At 65.8% G+C, this 16,172-nt stretch carries 18 protein-coding genes and 1 pseudogene; 6 read left to right on the forward strand and 13 right to left on the reverse strand.

From position 1 onward, the window contains the following. Positions 1-8: 8 nt before the first annotated feature. The 8 genes from AC6I6X_RS08620 to AC6I6X_RS08655 all read right to left on the reverse strand — a co-directional run bounded on the left by AC6I6X_RS08620 (position 9) and on the right by AC6I6X_RS08655 (position 6,053). Positions 9-506, reverse strand: coding sequence for a DUF7552 domain-containing protein (locus tag AC6I6X_RS08620; protein WP_497930112.1), 498 nt, complete (start codon positions 504-506; stop codon positions 9-11). A 3-nt stretch (positions 507-509) separates the two neighbouring features. Further along, on the reverse strand, positions 510-1,652 hold the full coding sequence (locus tag AC6I6X_RS08625; RefSeq protein ID WP_497930113.1) for an ABC transporter substrate-binding protein: 1,143 nt from the start codon (positions 1,650-1,652) through the stop codon (positions 510-512). A gap of 54 nt (positions 1,653-1,706) precedes the next feature. Beyond that, a complete protein-coding gene (locus AC6I6X_RS08630; RefSeq protein WP_497930114.1) occupies positions 1,707-2,558 on the reverse strand; it encodes an ABC transporter ATP-binding protein in 852 nt (283 codons plus the stop codon). Continuing rightward, positions 2,558-3,667 (reverse strand): FecCD family ABC transporter permease, encoded by a 1,110-nt coding sequence (locus AC6I6X_RS08635; protein ID WP_497930115.1) that lies wholly within the window; start codon positions 3,665-3,667, stop codon positions 2,558-2,560. The genes AC6I6X_RS08630 and AC6I6X_RS08635 overlap by 1 nt, the downstream gene beginning before the upstream one ends. A 156-nt stretch (positions 3,668-3,823) precedes the next feature. Then, positions 3,824-4,189 carry a cupin domain-containing protein gene (locus tag AC6I6X_RS08640; RefSeq protein ID WP_497930116.1) on the reverse strand — a complete coding sequence of 122 codons (366 nt, stop codon included), beginning with the start codon at positions 4,187-4,189 and terminating at the stop codon, positions 3,824-3,826. Between the two features lie 111 nt (positions 4,190-4,300). Then, positions 4,301-4,495, reverse strand: coding sequence for a cold-shock protein (locus AC6I6X_RS08645; protein WP_005554588.1), 195 nt, complete (start codon positions 4,493-4,495; stop codon positions 4,301-4,303). 121 nt (positions 4,496-4,616) lie between these two features. Continuing rightward, positions 4,617-4,835 (reverse strand): hypothetical protein, encoded by a 219-nt coding sequence (locus AC6I6X_RS08650; RefSeq protein WP_497930117.1) that lies wholly within the window; start codon positions 4,833-4,835, stop codon positions 4,617-4,619. A 510-nt stretch (positions 4,836-5,345) separates the two neighbouring features. Next, entirely contained in the window at positions 5,346-6,053 is a 708-nt protein-coding gene (locus AC6I6X_RS08655; RefSeq protein WP_497930118.1) for a carbonic anhydrase, read from the reverse strand. A 174-nt stretch (positions 6,054-6,227) separates the two neighbouring features. Between AC6I6X_RS08655 and AC6I6X_RS08660 the strand changes: the two genes are divergently transcribed. Continuing rightward, complete coding sequence (locus AC6I6X_RS08660) at positions 6,228-7,244, forward strand: NADP-dependent oxidoreductase (RefSeq protein WP_497930119.1); 1,017 nt, start codon at positions 6,228-6,230, stop codon at positions 7,242-7,244. Positions 7,245-7,270: 26 nt separating this feature from the next. Here AC6I6X_RS08660 and AC6I6X_RS08665 read toward each other — a convergent pair whose 3' ends face one another. The 3 genes from AC6I6X_RS08665 to AC6I6X_RS08675 form a co-directional block, all read right to left on the reverse strand. After that, the gene (locus AC6I6X_RS08665; protein ID WP_497930120.1) at positions 7,271-8,074 is read right to left on the reverse strand and encodes an ABC transporter permease; all 804 of its coding nucleotides are present in this window, start codon (positions 8,072-8,074) and stop codon (positions 7,271-7,273) included. Continuing rightward, positions 8,074-9,102, reverse strand: a complete 1,029-nt coding sequence (locus AC6I6X_RS08670; protein WP_497930121.1) for an ABC transporter ATP-binding protein — start codon at positions 9,100-9,102, stop codon at positions 8,074-8,076. The genes AC6I6X_RS08665 and AC6I6X_RS08670 overlap by 1 nt, the downstream gene beginning before the upstream one ends. Positions 9,103-9,284: 182 nt before the next feature. Then, positions 9,285-10,493, reverse strand: a complete 1,209-nt coding sequence (locus AC6I6X_RS08675) for a CBS domain-containing protein (protein ID WP_497930497.1) — start codon at positions 10,491-10,493, stop codon at positions 9,285-9,287. Positions 10,494-11,062: 569 nt separating this feature from the next. Between AC6I6X_RS08675 and AC6I6X_RS08680 the strand changes: the two genes are divergently transcribed. The 3 genes from AC6I6X_RS08680 (at position 11,063) to AC6I6X_RS08690 (ending at position 13,296) form a co-directional block, all read left to right on the forward strand. Continuing rightward, on the forward strand, positions 11,063-11,293 hold the full coding sequence (locus AC6I6X_RS08680) for a MarR family transcriptional regulator (protein WP_497930122.1): 231 nt from the start codon (positions 11,063-11,065) through the stop codon (positions 11,291-11,293). A 164-nt stretch (positions 11,294-11,457) separates the two neighbouring features. After that, positions 11,458-11,988, forward strand: a complete 531-nt coding sequence (locus AC6I6X_RS08685; protein ID WP_497930123.1) for a 50S ribosomal protein L16 — start codon at positions 11,458-11,460, stop codon at positions 11,986-11,988. Between the two features lie 435 nt (positions 11,989-12,423). Beyond that, on the forward strand, positions 12,424-13,296 hold the full coding sequence (locus AC6I6X_RS08690) for an ATP-grasp domain-containing protein (RefSeq protein ID WP_497930124.1): 873 nt from the start codon (positions 12,424-12,426) through the stop codon (positions 13,294-13,296). 67 nt (positions 13,297-13,363) lie between these two features. Here the strand turns inward: AC6I6X_RS08690 and AC6I6X_RS08695 are convergent, their stop codons facing one another. After that, positions 13,364-13,762: an Hsp20/alpha crystallin family protein gene (locus AC6I6X_RS08695; protein WP_497930125.1), complete on the reverse strand. Its 399-nt coding sequence runs from the start codon at positions 13,760-13,762 to the stop codon at positions 13,364-13,366. A gap of 175 nt (positions 13,763-13,937) precedes the next feature. Then, positions 13,938-14,951, reverse strand: coding sequence for a type II glyceraldehyde-3-phosphate dehydrogenase (locus AC6I6X_RS08700; RefSeq protein ID WP_497930126.1), 1,014 nt, complete (start codon positions 14,949-14,951; stop codon positions 13,938-13,940). Between the two features lie 162 nt (positions 14,952-15,113). Here AC6I6X_RS08700 and AC6I6X_RS08705 point away from each other — a divergent pair, with 162 nt between their 5' ends. Both AC6I6X_RS08705 and AC6I6X_RS08710 read left to right on the forward strand, forming a co-directional pair. Further along, entirely contained in the window at positions 15,114-15,479 is a 366-nt protein-coding gene (locus AC6I6X_RS08705) for a DUF7857 domain-containing protein (RefSeq protein WP_497930127.1), read from the forward strand. Continuing rightward, positions 15,476-16,079, forward strand: a pseudogene (locus tag AC6I6X_RS08710) (MinD/ParA family ATP-binding protein); the annotation flags it as partial. The gene AC6I6X_RS08705 and the pseudogene AC6I6X_RS08710, both read left to right, overlap by 4 nt. Positions 16,080-16,172 lie beyond the last annotated feature (93 nt).

Below are 16,172 nucleotides of genomic sequence, written 5' to 3' on the forward strand. Positions count from 1 at the left end.
TTTCGCCGTTACTCCCGGAGGGGGTCTCGAGGGCGGATGTTCGACCGGAGCTGGCGCGAGACGAACTCGTCGTCGAGCAGCGTTTCCGGTCCCGTCAGGTGAACGATCGGGCAGTTCTCGATTCGAAGCCATTCGTCGCTCCGATCGCCCGCCGCGGTCACGGTCTGGCGCGTTCGCGGGAGCCCGTTCGCCCGCCGCTGATCGGTCGATTCGCGCACGGTCGAGCACTCGAGCGGGTCCGTGAACCGCTCGGACGGGACGAGGCCGTACCGTGTGAGTGACCGATCGAGTTCCCTGAGCGTCTCCCGGTACTGCCGTGCGGCCTCGCACGCGCGGTCCGCCGCCTCGTACGATTCGAAACTCGCGTCCGTGACCGGTTCCGGAACGACGCCGGTGTCCTTGCAGGTGACCTCGAAGTCGCCGTCCGGAACCGATAGCTCCTCGATCAGTCCGTGCGTCCGCTGCAGGGTTTCACTGACGTCGGCCTCCGTTTCTGTTCGCTCCATCGATCACACGTCGCCGTCGACGATGTCGCTGACGGCCTGCGGGTCGAACAGTTGCTCGTCGACGTCGTAGACCTGTTCGGCCGCGCGCTGGGTGACGACGAGGTTCGTGATGGGGCCCTGGTAGAGCGGACCGCCGCGGTAGACGTCGCCGTTCTGGACGGCGGTCAGTTCGCGGGCGACGTCGTCGGCTTCCATCTGAGAGACGATGTCGTCCTGGAACTCCGTTGCGGTCTTCGCTTCCAGTCCGCGGAACAGGATGACGTCGGGGTCGATGTCGAGGAGCGTCTCGTAGTCGACCGCGCTGCGCGTGCTGTGGAAGTCCCGCACGTCCGTTTCGGCGAACGCGTCGCGGACGCCGAGGTCGCGCCACTGCTTGAAACTCGTCCCATCGCCGATCAGGTACGGGGAGAACGATCCCATATCGCTCTCGGTGGCCCACATGATGGCCACGTTCGGTCGGTCGCTCTCCGGCGGCACGACGTCCGCGACGTTCGACTGGAACTCCTCGTGGAGGCTTTCGAAGGCCTCGAACCGCGCTTGCTCCTGGAAGACCTCCGATAGCTTCTCGAAGGCCTCGTACAGCGTGAGGTAGTCGTAGTCGTGCCAGTCGTAGCCGGTCGAGAAGATGCTGTTGCCGAAGAACGGCGTCCCCGTCGCTTCGATCTGGTCGATGTCGTCCTGGCTCCAGCTATCGGTGCGACCGAGGATGAAGTTGGGGTCGATGACGAACACGTCCGCGTCCTTGCTCAACTCCATGAACTCCTCCGGGTCCAACTCCCCCTCCCAGAGCGACGTCATCCCGCTCTTGTCGACGCTCACGCCCGGAATCTCGTCGTAGTACTGGGTGTGGTACCGCGAGGCCAGGTACACGGCCTCCGGTGGCTCCTGTCCCAGTGCGATCCCCATGTCGGCCCAGCTGCCGTTGTTCGCGACCCAGGTCTCCGGGACGGCGGGGAACTCGACCTCTCCGACCGGCTCCATCGTCACGGTGTACGGTCCGTCGTCCGACGACCCGTCACCGCCGTCGTCGCCGTCGCTGTCGTTGGTGCCGTCGTCGCTGATACAACCGGCCAGCGCAGTGACGCCAGCGATCGCGCTCCCCGTTCGAAGGACGGTCCGTCTCGTCCAGGTCCGTTCGTCGGCCATCACGTTTTAGGCTGACCTAAAAGTTTAAAATCCTTCCGAATCACGTCGATCGCGTCACCGATCGGGTAACGCTCTCCTGGGTAGGACCTGTAGTTCGGGCTCGTACTGGACGGTGGCCTCGACGCCGAACACGTCGGCCAGTAGCTGTTCGGTGACGACGTCCTCGGGCGGCCCCCAGTCGTACAGTTCGCCGTCGCACATCGCGACCAGGTAGTCGGCGAACCGGGCGGCCTGGGCGATGTCGTGGAGGACGACGGCCACGGTGACGCCCTTCTGCTCGTTCAACTGGCGGATCGTCTCGAGGACGCGGAACTGGTGGCGCACGTCGAGAAACGTCGTCGGCTCGTCGAGCAACAGGACGTCCGTGTCCTGGGCCAGTACCATCGCGATCCAGGCCAACTGCTTCTGTCCGCCACTGAGCTGGCCGAGTTCGGCGTCGCGGATTTCGTCGATTCCCGCCAGTTCGATCGCGCGCTCGACCGCCCGGTGGTCATCGTCGTCGACGCCGTCGAAGAAGCCCCGGTGGGGATAGCGCCCGTGGTAGACGAGGTCCTCGACGGTGATCGAGCCGAGCGAGTCGTTCTCCTGGGAGAGGACGCCGAGTTCGCGCGCCAGTTCCTTCCGATCGAAGTTCCGGAGGTCCTCGCCGTGGATCCGGACCGTCCCCGCGTCCGGATCGAGGTGGTTCGAGAGCGCCTTCAGGAGCGTGCTCTTCCCGCTCCCGTTCGGCCCGACGAGCGCGGTCACCGCTTCCCCGGGGACGTCGAGGCGCGCGCAGTCGACGACCGTCTCGTCGCTCGTCGGGTAGCTGAGTTCGAGTCCGTCGCCGACGAGCGCGCTCTCGACCGCGACGCCGTCGCCGTCGGTGATCCGTTCTCGCGTCGGCTGTTGCTGGTTGCCGGACATCAGAGTTCACCCATCGATTGCTGTTTTCGCATCAGGTAGAGGAAGTACGGCCCGCCGATCAGGCCGGTGACGACGCCGACCGGCATCTGGGTGCCGGACAGCGCGAGCCGCGCGCCGACGTCGGCCGTGACCATCAGCGCCGGGCCGGCGAAGACGCAGCCGACCAGCAGTCGCCGGTAGTCGCCGCCCACCGTGTTCCGGACGATGTGCGGAACGACGAGTCCGAAGAAGCTGACGACGCCCGCGACGGCGATCGCCACGCTTGCGGCCAGAATTGCGACGCCGGAGAGGGAAAACCGGATCCGTTCGACGCGCATCCCGAGCGATCGGGCGGTGCTCTCACCGAGCATGAGGACGTTCAACTGGCGCGCGCCCGCGAGCGCGATCGCGACCGACACGATCGCCGGCAGGATCGCGATCCGGACCTCCCCCCAGCCAGTCCCCGTGAGCGACCCGGTGAGCCAGGCGATCGCCGTCTGGACGACGCCCAGGTCGTCCGCGAAGAAGAACAGCCCCTGCTGGAGCGACTGGAAGACCATGTTGACGATGACGCCCGCGAGCACGAGTCGCACGGGACTCGTCCCGCCCTTCCAGGCGATCGTGTACACGATCACGAACGCGATCGTGCCGCCGAGGGCCGCGATCAGCGGCAGAAACGGCGAGAGGCCGCTGAAGACGATGAGCGTCGCGAGAACGGCGAAACCGGCCCCGGAGCTAACGCCGAGCACGAACGGACTCGCCAGTTCGTTGCGCGTCACCGCCTGAAAGATCGCGCCGGAGACCGCCAGCGTCGTGCCGGTGATGATCCCCACGAACACCCGCGGCAGTCGGAGGTGCCAGACGACGACGCTCCCGGCGTCCATCTGGGGCGCTTCCGTTCCGAGGAGGAACGCCGACCAGGCGTCGAGATTGAACACCACTGCGGGGTCGAACACCGCCGCCCAGGTCTCGGCGATCGTCATCGGGTACTCCCCGAAACTCATCTGCACGAGACCGGCGAGAACGGTGACGATCGTACTCGCCAGACAGAAGAGGACGAGCCTCGCAGTCACCCATCCGTTCCGCCCCTGGACGGACGCGTGCTCGCCGACCGACTTCGCTTCGACCATCTTCGTTTAGGTATCCCTAAAACGCATAAAGTAGTTGCGGTTACGGGACGTCTCGACAACGATTAGCGCGGATCGATCGGCCGTGACGGGCCGGTCACGCGCGTCGCGAGTGGTCGGGACGGCACCGGTGTGTGCGACCCGCCGTTCGGACGGCCGTCACTCGAGCAGTTCGATCGCGTCGTCCCCGTTCGGCACGGCACAGAGGAACGCGCCGCTCTCCTCGCCCTCGTTGCGGTACCAGTGGACCGTCTCCGCCGGAATGAGCAGGGAGTCGCCCGCTTCGACCGTTCGCTCTTCGTCTCCGATTCCGACGGTGTACTCGCCCTCGAGCACGTACTGCTCGTGTTCGACGGCGTTCGTGTGCTTCGGGACTTCGGCGCCGGCCTCGAGGACGAACCGTCGAATCGCGAAGTTCGGTGCGCCGTGTTCGTCGCCGATCAGGACGCCTTTCTCGAGGCCTTCGGCCGCGTCGACGGACTCGTACTCGATGTCGTCGCTCGCTCGGATCAGTGGGTCGGGCATACCTGTCCGTGGGTGGTGGGGCTACTAAACGTTGTACGGCTCTCGCCGGCGCCGTCGCTCGGGAGGAGTAAAATACTGCAGTCAAGTGCCGATACCGTTACGAATTCCGCCTTACAGGCGCTCGACGTTCGTCGCGCGCGGGCCCTTGGGGGCCTGCTCGATGTCGAACTCGAGCTCCTGTCCTTCTTCCAGGTCCGGGCCGCCGATGTCTTCCATGTGGAAGAACACGTCGTCGTCCGCGTCCTCAGTCTCGATGAATCCGTAGCCGCCAGTGTCGTTGAAGAAATCAACGGTTCCTTTCGCCATTGCTTCTAAAGGGAACAGCCGGACACTGATAAACCCACCGACTCGGCCCAGATTCGATATTCGGGGATCTGGAGCCTCGTTACGCCGGTTTCATCGAAAAACCGATCGTTCGCGTGTGGGCTCAGACGCCGTCGCCCCCTTCCAGCCGATGGACGGTCACCGAGACGAAATAGACCAGCATGAAGAGGACGAAGCCGCCGACGAGACCGGCGAGCTCGCGCGACCCGACCCCGTCGGGGTTGACGATCGCCAGCGCCACGAGTCCGACGCAAAACACCGCGATCGTGAAGACGCCGATCGCGTAGTAAAACCCCGTATCCGACTCGAGAAACTCCCTCATACCGCGTTCTATCGGCGGCGTCGTCAAAACGGTACCGACCGCGCGCCGACGATCGGGACGAGCCACTCGTCGGCCCGTGGTATTATATCACTGCACCTCGGTACCGAATGGCATGGATGGCGTTCTGAACGAAGCCACGAACGAGGTTCACAAACACGAAGCCGGCGAGTCGGACTTTCGAACGCGCTGTGGCTCGGCGGCACACGTGTCTCACGATTCCCTGCGGCTGATCTCGATCGAGCGAGCGACGCGCGAATCGTCCGCCAGCAGGTGCAGCCAGTGTTTCGGTGACGGGACCCAGCCCTGATGCCGACGTCGCGTGATGGGATCGACGCCGGATGACCGGTCCGAACCGGCCACTCGGTCCGAGTCCGGTTGATCGGTCCGGTGTCGCGTGTCCCCCTCCGACCCTGTTTTCGATCGCTGCCCGATCGTTCGTCCGGCCCGCTGCCCGCCAGTTCCGGCACACCCGCGATCCGCTCTACGGCCGTGTCGGCACAGCAGCCCGTCTCAGGAGGTGAGTCTGCGAACGGCCCGTTCGTACTCCCCGGGGAGTCGATCGGCGATCCGATCGGGGTCCGTCTCGCCGTTCAGGTTGACGAGGTACGCCCGGCCGTGCTCGTCGTCGTAGACGCCCTGAAAGTCGTAGACGAAGCCGTAGACGTCGACGTCCGCGGGGACGTCCTCGGCGTCCCGGAGGAACTCGATCTGGCGGTCGACGTTGTACTCGACGAGCCGGTTGACCACCGCCTCGTCGTCCGCGTCGGTATCGATCGCGTCGTTCGCTATGGCGTCCTCGACGACCGGTACGAGCAGGTCGACCCACTTGTCGACGCCCCGCGGGCCGGGCCGGTCGCTCCCGGTCGCGACTCCGTAGGCGGCGGTCACCGCGCCACAGCCGGTGTGGCCGACGACGGCGATCGTCTCCGTTCCGGCGTGGTGGATCGGGTACAGCAGGCCGCCGTTGACGACCGTTTCGCCGTCGATCTCGTCCCAGACCTGGTTTCCGATGTTACTCGGCGTGAACACCGTGCCCGGTTCGTCGGCGTCCCACATCCCCACCTGTGGGACCCGCGAATCCGAACAGCAGATCGACACGACGTCGGGTTCCTGTCCGTCCTGAACCGCCGCGAAGTGGTCTTCCGGGAGCCCGTCGACGTGGCGCTCGTTCCCGGCGAGCAACTCGTGCAAGACGCTCTCGTCGTGGTCCGTTCCCATACGGGGATTCTCCACGCACCGGAGCCAAAGTCGTTACTCTTCACCCACGTTTCGCCACGGCCCGGATCGTCGCGATCGGGACCCAATCGAACCGCTGCGCCGTCCCACGGGTCGCCCGAGGCGATCGGGTTCCGGGATACCAATCTTCACCTGTGTGCGACGCGATGACCGGATATGGCAGAGACCAGACAGTGGCGACTCGCGAGCCGTCCAGTCGGCGAACCCACCCACGAGAACTTCGATCTCGTCACGATCGATCGGCCGGAGCCCGGTCCGGGCGAGGTACTCGTCAAGACGCTCTACCAGTCGGTCGATCCGTACATGCGCGGGCGGATGCGCGACGCGGAGTCCTACGCTGAGCCGTGGGACGTCGGTGACCCGATGAAGGCGGGCGTCGTCGGCGAGGTCGTCGAGTCACAGTACGACGGTCTCGAGGCCGGTGACGTCGTCACGGGCGAACTCCTGTGGGCCGAACACGCGGTCGCACACGGCGACGACCTCCGGCAGGTGAACCCCGATCACGGTCCCGTCTCGACGGCGCTCGGCGTGCTCGGAATGCCCGGCGTGACGGCCTACTTCGGCCTGCTCGACGTCGCGGAACCGACGCCCGGCGACACGGTCGTCGTCTCCGCCGCGGCCGGCGCGGTCGGCTCCGTCGTCGGCCAGCTCGCCCGGCTCAACGGCGCGCGCGTGGTCGGGACCGCTGGGAGCGACGAGAAGGTCGCGTGGCTCACCGACGACCTCGGCTTCGACGCCGCGATCAACTACAAAGATACGGACGACCTCGGCAGAGCGATGGCCGAGGCCTGCCCCGACGGGATCGACGTCTACTTCGACAACGTCGGCGGGCCGATCACCGACGCCGTCTGGCCCCTGCTGAACGTCCGCTCGCGCGTGGCGGTCTGCGGCCAGATCTCGATCTACAACGCGACCGAGGTGCCGACCGGCCCCCGCAAACTCGGCAAACTCATCGAGTCCCGCGCTCGCGTGGAAGGGTTCCTCGTGCGCGATTACGAGGGCCGCTGGGGCGAGGCCCTCGATCGGCTCTCGACGTTCGTCCGCGAGGGCGACCTCCACTACCGCGAGAACGTCGTCGAGGGCTTCGAGAACGCGCCCGACGCGTTCATGGGCCTGTTCGAGGGTGAGAACATCGGGAAGCAACTGGTCGAGGTCGCCGAGTACGCGGACTGACCGGAACGGGAGCGTCGATCGTCCCCTCAGTCGGTCAGTCCGTACCCGGTCTGGAACAGGTAGACGTCGATCGCCAGCACGATAACGGTACACGCCGTGAGCACACCGAGCGAGACCAGCGGCGCGAACTCGGTGTAGGGACCGGGCAGGATGCCGACCGCGATCAGATCCGAGTAGCCCAGCAGGCCGTACCGGACGCTGTCTACCATGTAGACCATCGGATTCAGCAGGGAGAGGTTCACCTGCCAGGCCTGCTCGAACGTCTCGAGGGAGTAAAAGACCGCACCGAAGAACACCAGCGGCCGGAGGATGAACTGGTTCATCACGGTCAGGTCGTCGAAGTCCCTGGCGACGAGGCCGCCGACGATGCCGAACCCGGCGAACAGGGCGGTGACGACGACCATCGTAGCGACGAGGTAGAGGCCGTGCTCGATGCCGATCGGCACGAACAGCCGCCCGACGGCGGCGATGATGACGCCGACGACGAGTCCCCGCACCGCGCTGGCACCGACGTAGGCGACGACCATCTCGGCGTACGACAGCGGCGAGGTCAGCGTCTCGTGGATGTACTCGTTCCACCGGCCGTGGAAGATCGAGAACGAGGCGTTCTCGAAGGCGTTGGAGATCGCCCCCAGCACGATGAGCCCGGGGACGATGAAGAGGATGTAGTCGTAGCCCGCGATCTGGTCGATCCGGTTACCGAGGATCACCCCGAAGACGGCGAAGTACAGCACGTTCGTGATCGCCGGCGGCATGAACGTGTTCTTCGGCCGGCGGACGAACCGCAGGACTTCACGCCGGAAGAGCGCGCGGAAGCCGACCGACAGCATCAGGCGACCCCCTCCTGTTCCCGCGTCCGTTCTTCGCCGCTCGCCGCGGTGTCACGATCGCCGTCCCCGTCGCTATCGCCCTCGCTCTCCGCCGAGGACCGAGTGACGGTCCGATCGTCGCGCTCGGTCAGATCGACGAAGATCTCCTCGAGCGACGTCCGAGAGATCTCGAGGTCGGCGATCCCGTACCCCGCCGCCTCGAGATCGTTGAGCAGTCGCGGCGCGGTCGAGCCGCCGTCGTCGACGCGGACCTCGAGCCGATCGCCCGAGACGGTCGTTTCGTGTGCGTACGGGCCGAGATCGGGCGCGGCCGCCGGCGGGGACTCGAGGCGGACGTCGATGGTGTCGGTCCCGCGCCCTTTCAGTTCGTCCGGGGTCGCGACGGTCACCTTCCGGCCCTCGTTCACGATCGCGACGCGGTCGCAGAGGCGTTCGGCCTCCTCGATGTAGTGCGTCGTGAGAAGAATCGTCGTCCCCTCCTCGTTGAGTTCGGTCACCAGTTCCCAGAGGTCGTGACGAAGCTGGACGTCGACGCCCGCGGTCGGCTCGTCGAGAATGAGCAGATCGGGGTCCGTGACCAGCGCCCGCGCGAGTAACAGGCGACGTTTCATCCCGCCGGAGAGCCAGTCGAACCGCTCGTCGCGCTTGTCGTAGATACCGACGCGTTTGAGGACCTCGTCGGCGCGTTCGGCGGCCTCCGCCGTCGGGATCCCGTGGTAGCCGGCCTTGTGCATCAGCACCTCCTTGATGGGGAAGAAGCGATCGATGTTGAACTCTTGTGGCGCCAGCCCGATCGCGTCGCGGGCCTGCTGGTACTCGTCCTCGACGTCGTAGCCGAAGACCCGCGCCTCGCCGCCGGTCTTGCGGACGAGACCCACCAGCGTGTTGATGAACGTCGTCTTTCCCGCGCCGTTTGGGCCGAGGAGGCCGAAGAACTCGCCTTCCTCGACGGTCAACGATAGCTCCTGGAGGGCGCGGAGATCGCCGTACTCCTTCACCAGATCGACGGTCTCGATGGCCGGTGGCATCGGCCGGGAGTCGGCCCCGCCCGCGGTTAACGATGTCGGACTCGGAACTCGCGGTGGGGAGTCGTGTCGAGTGTGTACAATTTCGGGGGCCGACGACGCACATACGGACTGCAGTCCGTCAGTTCCGACGCACCCGCCACTCGTCTGCGAGTGCGCCGGTACCTCGGTACAGCGAGACCGTATCAGTCCGCGGCCCGCGGTCGTCCGGTCAGGTTCTCGGCACCGCTCTCCTGGACGATGTTCAGGGCCGTCATCAGGTCCGATCGCGAGATCAACCCGACGAGATCGCCGTCCTCGTTGGCCCGCGAACCGAACCGATCGTCCCCTCGATCGACCACCAGCAGCCGGCCGATGTTGTCCTCCTGCATGCGCTCGATCGCGGTCATCGCGTCCGAGTCGGCCGTGATCGTCTTCAGGTCGGTCGTCATCACGTCCGCGACGGTGAAGGCGTCGCGCTCGACGGGATCGATCTCGCGGGCGTCGGACAGCGTCACGAGGCCGACGAGTCGTTCCTCGCCCATCCCTGTGTCGACGACCGGGTAGCCCGTGTGACGCTCGGTGAACATCCGCTGGATCAGGTCCGCGATCGACGTCTCCGGTTCGACGGTGTGAAGGTCGCCCGCGGGGGTCATGATGTCGCTGACGGTGACATCCTGGAAGGCGGCTTTCATCGTCACCTGCTGGGCCTCGCTCGAGGCGGCGATGTAGACGAAGAAGGCGACGCCGATGAGGATGATGTTGAACGCGAGCAGGCCGAACAGGCCCATGAAGATCGCGAACAGTTTTCCGATGCTGGCGGCCTGCTGGGTCGCCTTGGCGTAGGGTTGCCCGCGGGCGAGCAGCGCCCGGAGGATCCGTCCGCCGTCCATCGGGAACGCGGGGATCATGTTGAAGATCGCGAGCGCGACGTTCAGGACGGCGAGGTAGCCGAGCACGAACCGCGGGCCGCCGAGTGACTCGGGCGTTACCGAAAAGAGCGCGAACGACCCGACCCCGACCAGCACGGAGACGATCGGGCCCGCGATGGCGATGGTGAACTCCTGTCGCCAGTCCTCGGGCATCTCCGAGAGGGCGGCGATCCCGCCGAACAGCCAGAGCGTGATGGAGTCGATCGGGAACCCGTACCGCTGGGCGGTCAGCGAGTGGCCGAGTTCGTGGAGGACGACCCCCACGAACAGACCGACTGCCGCGGCGAATCCGAGGAGCCACGGCATCGACCCGGCCGTGATGGAGCCGACGTCGATTCCCGCGGCGAGGAACTCGTTGAGAATCTCGGCGACGTCTTCGATCTGGGCCCCGATGAGGTACGCGAACAGCGGGAGGACCAGCAAGAACGTGAGATCGAGTTTGATCGGGATGCCGAACAGGGACCCGATGCGGAAACTCTTCATCATGTCGAATGCTATCGGTGGTGGAACCTTAAATACGCCGCTGCTACGACCAGGGACGCCACTCCGTACGCCGTCAGTACCGCCAGTCAGTATCGCAGTCGCTATGACACCGGCCTCTCCGTTCCTGTCGTTCACGCACCGTCGGAGCCGTCGCCACACTGCGATCGCCACGATCACGGATCGAAGAGCGCGACCGACCGTAGTCGGGCGATTTTCCACCGGCCGTTCTCGAAAACGATCGTGACGTTTCAAACTGTGTAATAATATTCTTTATATGGGCTCGAAACGCCGTAATCATCACGATCGTTACTGAAAGTTATGGCCGGTACTCGACTCCGAACAGGCCTCGAACGATCGCGCTCCTCGATCGTGTCGTCGGTGCTTAACGATGGCAAGGGAGATAGCTACAGGCTTTACAGCTATAATACTCCTATCTCCTCCCGTGAGAGGTCCTGTCATGACTCTGCGATAATCGTTCTCGATACATATTAACACAATTATATCATCTAGCCAGTATCCACGTGATGCTACATAGATTTATACGGTAGATCGTAGTCGATGCGGGTACGATGATGGAACAACAACTCGCAACTGACCACCTCGACCGTCTCCCCACCGAACTCGACTCGCCGCAGGCGAAACTCGTCTACCTCTATCTCGACGCGACCGGCGGCTCGACCGTCGCCGACCTGAAGGAAACGCTGTCGATGCAAAAGATCGCGATCCTGAGCGTTCTCGCGTCGCTCTCGAAGCAGGACCTCGTCGCGAAAGACGGCGAGACGTACGTTCCGCTCGAGTAATCCGATCGCGGCCCTCGGCTGGAAGCCGACCGATCGGCGATCGACTGTGATCCCGATCCGATCGCAGTCCGGTTCGGCCCCCTGTGGCCGATCCACACGGTGACGCGGCGCTTCGAAGCCTTTATCCGAACGGTAGGCCTCCGTTTTCGTAAGTAACCACAACCATGTCCGACAAACCCGCCTCAATGTACCGGGAGATCAGTAAGCCGGCCTACACGCGCCGCGAATACATCACTGGGATCCCCGGATCGAAGATCGCACAGCACAAGATGGGCGACATCGGGGCCGACCCCGAGGACTACCCCGTCCAGATCAGCCTCGTCACCGAAGAGGAGGTCCAGATCCGTCACGGTTCGCTCGAGGCCTCCCGCCTCTCGGCCAACCGGCACATGCTCAAGAACGCCGGCGAGGGCAACTACAAGATGATCCTGCGCAAGTTCCCCCACCACGTCATCCGGGAGAACAAGCAGGCGACGGGCGCGGGTGCGGACCGTGTCTCCGACGGGATGCGCCAGGCCTTCGGGAAGATCGTGGGCACCGCGGCCCGCATCGACGCCGGCGATCGCATCTTCACCGTCTGGTGTGACGTCGACGACGCCGAGCACGCCAAGGAAGCGTTCCGCCGCGCCTACAACAAGATCACGCCGCCGTGCCGCATCGTCGTCGAGAAGGGCGAAGAGAAGCTGATTGCATAAAACGAAGTTTTGCTCTGCGGGCGCGGCTTCGCCGCGCCCTCGGCAAAAATTCGATTACAAGCACTCCTCCCTCCGTTCCATCACTCCTTTCAGTCGTTCGGCTCACGGCTTCGCCGTTCACCCGTTCGCGGCGCTACGCGCCACGGCCCTCCACATCGGTCGTCGGCCCGCTCGCTCCAGATGGCCGCTCGCGGTCGGCGTCAGTGTACGTAGCCTGCCCTTCCCCGTTGAGCGAAACCGGAGGTTTCGCGAGGTCGTCGGCGCTTCGCGCCGACTGCTCGAGGGACCTCCGGTCCCTCGCCGCTCGGAAGAGTTTGCTCTTCCGTTGAGTCGCGCGCCTCTCGCGTCTGCTCGAGCCGCGCTCCCGGCCGTTGTCCTGCCCTGTCTCCACGCGTCTCGACTACCTTTTTGCCCGTCCCATCCCGAGACACGCGTATGATCGATCTCGCGGTCGCGAACGACCAGGAGACGTTCGGGCGGATGCGCGAACCGCTTTCCGATCGGGGCATCCAGGTCCACCACGTCCCCGTGAGCGAGCGGACGGTACCGCTGGGCGAGGACGCCCCCTGGTCGGCGGACGACTACGACGTCGGGTTCGTCTTCCCGGGTCGCATGATGGAGGGCGGCGTGGGCGACGCCGTTCTCGACGTGCCGTGGCTCAACGATCGCGACGCCGTGCTCACGTCGCGGAACAAGGCCGAAGTGATCGCGCGACTCGATCGGGCCGGGCTTCCGGTGCCGGAGTCCGTGTACGTCTCGAACGACGTCGGCGAGGACGAACTCGCGCGGGTCTTCGATCGGTTCGACCCGCCGGTCGTCGTCAAGCCGAACTCGACGACCCGCGGGGTGGGCGTGGCGAAGGCGCACGACCTCGATTCCTTTCTCGGCATCTGCGACTACCTCTCGCTGGTGCACGACTACCGGGCCACCGGCGATCGATCGTTTCTCGTCCAGGAGTACCTCCCCGACGCGACCGACTACCGGGTGATGCTGGTCGAGGGCGAGTACGTCGGGGCGGTCGAGCGTCGCCTCCCCGAGGACGCGGTGTCCGAGGGCCAGTGGAAACACAACGTCCACCGCGGGGCCGAGGCGACCGGCGTCGACCTCCCCGCGGCGTGGCGCGAAATCGCCGCGGACGTCGCGACCGAACTCGAGATTCCGTTCCTCGGCGTCGACCTCCTCGTGACGGACGACGCCGTCGTGGTCAACGAGACGAACGCCCGGCCGACGATCGATACCGCCACGAAGTACGAACCGGACTTCTACGATCGGCTGGCAGGGGCGATACGCACGGCTTCGGAGCGGTAGTCGAGACGCGGCTTCAAAACGGGTGTCGGAGTCGAAACGACGGAACTGCGACCGCGACGCGACTGCGTTACTCGAGACTGATTCCGGAGGACTGTTCGGCCGGATCGAAGACGACCTCGAGGACGCCGTTGTTGTAGGTCGCGGCGGCAGTGTGTTCGTTGACACGCTTCGGGAGCGAGACGCGTTCGTCGTACTGGCGGTGGCTACTTTCCGCGGAGATGGTCAGGGTCTTGCCGTCGCACTCGAGTTCGATGTTGTCCTTTTCGACGCCCGGGAGGTCCGCCACCACGCGGACCTCGTCGTCGGTCTCGTGGATCGAGACGTGGGTGTCCATCCCGAAACCGTTGTCCACGTTGGTCGAGGACTCGAAGTCGACGTTGTCGGCCCCGTTCATCATCTCGTTCATCATCCGCTCGATCTCGCGAAACAGATCGTCGAAGGGTTCGTCGCGGTCGTCTCGGCGCATGCTCGTCACTAGTGGACCGTGGTGCAAAAACTTTCTGTCGTCGCTAGTTGTTCTCGGCGGGGCCGACCGACGACTCGGTCACGGATTCCGCCGGCGCGCTCATCCCGTTCGGTCGAGCGTTCCATCGACGCGATCGATTCCGTTCCGCCGGGGTCCGTGGCAGGTGTCCGGCCGCTCAGAGTCCGACGCCGAGGGTCTCGTTCGTCGTCTCGATACTCTCCGCGGCGTCGGCCGCGCCGAGGACGGCCCGGATCGCGTCGACGTTCTCCGGCACGACGTCGCTCTCCTGGTGGATGCCCTGGAACAGGTACAGGTCCCGGCCGACGGTCGAGATCGACTCCTCCCAGATCGCGTTCTCCCAGATGTCTCCTCGCGGGCGACCCGCGTCGAGTGCGTACTCCTTGAGCTTGCCGCTGCCGTCGATCGCCATCCGCTCGGGGATCAAGAACAGGCGCGATTCCTCGGCGAACAACTCGCGGACGTCCGCGGCGTCGACCTCCTCGTCGAGGGTGACGTTGAGGCTGTGCATGTGCATCAGCGTCGCGGGCACCTTCATCCCCAGCGTGTCGATGTCGAGGTCCGGGAAGATGGTCTCGACGTCGGGGCCGTGGTGGGAGGGGATCGTCACGGGATTCGGCAGGATGTCGTTGATCGGGCCCCGCGAGGTCTGTCCGGGATCGCCGCCGCGGCGGACGAGCGTCGCGCGGACCTTCTCGACGCCGTAGGCCTCTCGCAGGGGGGCGATCACCCGCGAGAGCCCGGTCGTGTTACAGGAGACGACGCGGACGTGGTCGGCCCCGGTCGCGTCCTCGTAGTTCGATCGGGCGTTGAAGCTGACGTCCGCCACGTCGGCGTCTTCGCCGCCCTGGTAGAGCGCGGGCGTGTCGTACTCCTCGTAGAGCGATTTGTTCTCGGCACCGATCCCCGACGGCGTGGCGTCGACGACGACGTCGGCCTCGGCCACGAGGTCCTCGACCGGGCCGGCGATCTCGAGTCCCGCCTCGGCGAACAGTTCCGCGCGCTCCTCGACGGCCGCGTACAGCGGGAACCCTTTCTCGATGGCCGTTTCGGCCTCGAAGTTAGGGCGGGTCTTCGCGACGCCGAGCACTTCCATGTCGGGCTGGTGCGCCACGGCGTCCGCGACGCGTTTCCCGATCGTCCCGTAGCCGTTGACGGCGACCTGAATCATGTATCGGGAGTCCACTACCGAGGGGGATAACCGTTTCGAGGCTTCGCGATCGATTTTAACTCGCAAGAGAGTTTTACGCGGGTTCTCGTACACATTCGGCCGGTCTCGAATCGCCGGTACCGGTGTTGAACTTTATACGATATCGCGCCCAGAAAGGCGGGCATGGTCGAGGTCGACTGGGACACGGACAGGTGCGAGGGGGTGACGTTCGTGACTGCCACCGTCACGAACACGCAGACGACGCCACAGCGAATCCGTCTCGAGAGCCGTCTCGACGGGCCGACGTGGCCGCCCCGACTGGACGGGGTTACGGCACCCGAGTGGAGCGACGACGTCTGGGAAGCGACCGTCGAACCGGGGTGCCGTCGCGGCGTCGGCTTCGCGAGTCCGGCAGCGCCGACGGATCCGCCGGTCGAGGTCGCCGACGTGACCCGCGACTCGGACGTCACGGAGCGGACGGCCGACGAGGTGCTCGCCGGGCTGGACGAGTGGGCACCGACCAGCGACGTGCTCACGCCGGGGCCATGATCGTCGCCGTCACCGGCGGGAAGGGCGGCGTCGGCAAGTCGACGGCCTCGCTGAATATCGGACGGGAACTCGACGCCGTGGTCGTCGACGCCGACCTCGCGACGGCCGATCTTCCCAGGGGGAACGGCCCCGACCTCCACGACGTCCTCGCGGGACGTGCGAACCCGCTCGCGGCCGTCGAGCGGATCGGTCCGGTCCGTGTTTCTCGCGTGCGGTCGCACCCTCGCCGGGGCCCGCGCGTCCGACCTGACGGCACTGGCGCGCGTCGTCGATCGACTCGAACGGGAGTGTGGCCGCGTCGTCGTCGACTGTCCGGCGGGGCTGGCACGCGACGTCGGCGTGCAACTCGAGAGTGCCCACGTCGCGGTGCTCGTGACGACGCCCACCGAACCCGCGCTTGTGGACGCACTCCGGGTCCGGGAGGTCGCCCTCGATCTCGACACGCCGATCGCGTCGGTCGTCCTCAACAGGGCCAGTACGAGTGATCCTGTCGAGGTCTGGACAGGCGACGGCTCGGGTCGGCTCGTTACGACGGGGACGTTCCGGGCGAGCGCCGAGACGGTCACGACGCTGATCGTCGATGCGGACGACGCGGAGGCCTTCGAACCAGGCGATCGCTACCGGCTCACGACCCGTCCCGAGACGCCGGGTGATGCTCACGCGCTCGTTTATCCGGGCCGCGGACGAGACGGT

This window comes from Halosolutus sp. YCN4 (genome assembly GCF_059736495.1).

Coding starts and splice junctions, on each gene's coding strand:
- AC6I6X_RS08620 (WP_497930112.1), bottom strand. CDS start 506: ATGGAGCGAACAGAAACGGAGGCCGACGTCAGTGAAACCCTGCAGCGG.
- AC6I6X_RS08625 (WP_497930113.1), bottom strand. CDS start 1,652: ATGGCCGACGAACGGACCTGGACGAGACGGACCGTCCTTCGAACGGGG.
- AC6I6X_RS08630 (WP_497930114.1), bottom strand. CDS start 2,558: ATGTCCGGCAACCAGCAACAGCCGACGCGAGAACGGATCACCGACGGC.
- AC6I6X_RS08635 (WP_497930115.1), bottom strand. CDS start 3,667: ATGGTCGAAGCGAAGTCGGTCGGCGAGCACGCGTCCGTCCAGGGGCGG.
- AC6I6X_RS08640 (WP_497930116.1), bottom strand. CDS start 4,189: ATGCCCGACCCACTGATCCGAGCGAGCGACGACATCGAGTACGAGTCC.
- AC6I6X_RS08645 (WP_005554588.1), bottom strand. CDS start 4,495: ATGGCGAAAGGAACCGTTGATTTCTTCAACGACACTGGCGGCTACGGA.
- AC6I6X_RS08650 (WP_497930117.1), bottom strand. CDS start 4,835: ATGAGGGAGTTTCTCGAGTCGGATACGGGGTTTTACTACGCGATCGGC.
- AC6I6X_RS08655 (WP_497930118.1), bottom strand. CDS start 6,053: ATGGGAACGGACCACGACGAGAGCGTCTTGCACGAGTTGCTCGCCGGG.
- AC6I6X_RS08660 (WP_497930119.1), top strand. CDS start 6,228: ATGGCAGAGACCAGACAGTGGCGACTCGCGAGCCGTCCAGTCGGCGAA.
- AC6I6X_RS08665 (WP_497930120.1), bottom strand. CDS start 8,074: ATGCTGTCGGTCGGCTTCCGCGCGCTCTTCCGGCGTGAAGTCCTGCGG.
- AC6I6X_RS08670 (WP_497930121.1), bottom strand. CDS start 9,102: ATGCCACCGGCCATCGAGACCGTCGATCTGGTGAAGGAGTACGGCGAT.
- AC6I6X_RS08675 (WP_497930497.1), bottom strand. CDS start 10,493: ATGAAGAGTTTCCGCATCGGGTCCCTGTTCGGCATCCCGATCAAACTC.
- AC6I6X_RS08680 (WP_497930122.1), top strand. CDS start 11,063: ATGATGGAACAACAACTCGCAACTGACCACCTCGACCGTCTCCCCACC.
- AC6I6X_RS08685 (WP_497930123.1), top strand. CDS start 11,458: ATGTCCGACAAACCCGCCTCAATGTACCGGGAGATCAGTAAGCCGGCC.
- AC6I6X_RS08690 (WP_497930124.1), top strand. CDS start 12,424: ATGATCGATCTCGCGGTCGCGAACGACCAGGAGACGTTCGGGCGGATG.
- AC6I6X_RS08695 (WP_497930125.1), bottom strand. CDS start 13,762: ATGCGCCGAGACGACCGCGACGAACCCTTCGACGATCTGTTTCGCGAG.
- AC6I6X_RS08700 (WP_497930126.1), bottom strand. CDS start 14,951: ATGATTCAGGTCGCCGTCAACGGCTACGGGACGATCGGGAAACGCGTC.
- AC6I6X_RS08705 (WP_497930127.1), top strand. CDS start 15,114: ATGGTCGAGGTCGACTGGGACACGGACAGGTGCGAGGGGGTGACGTTC.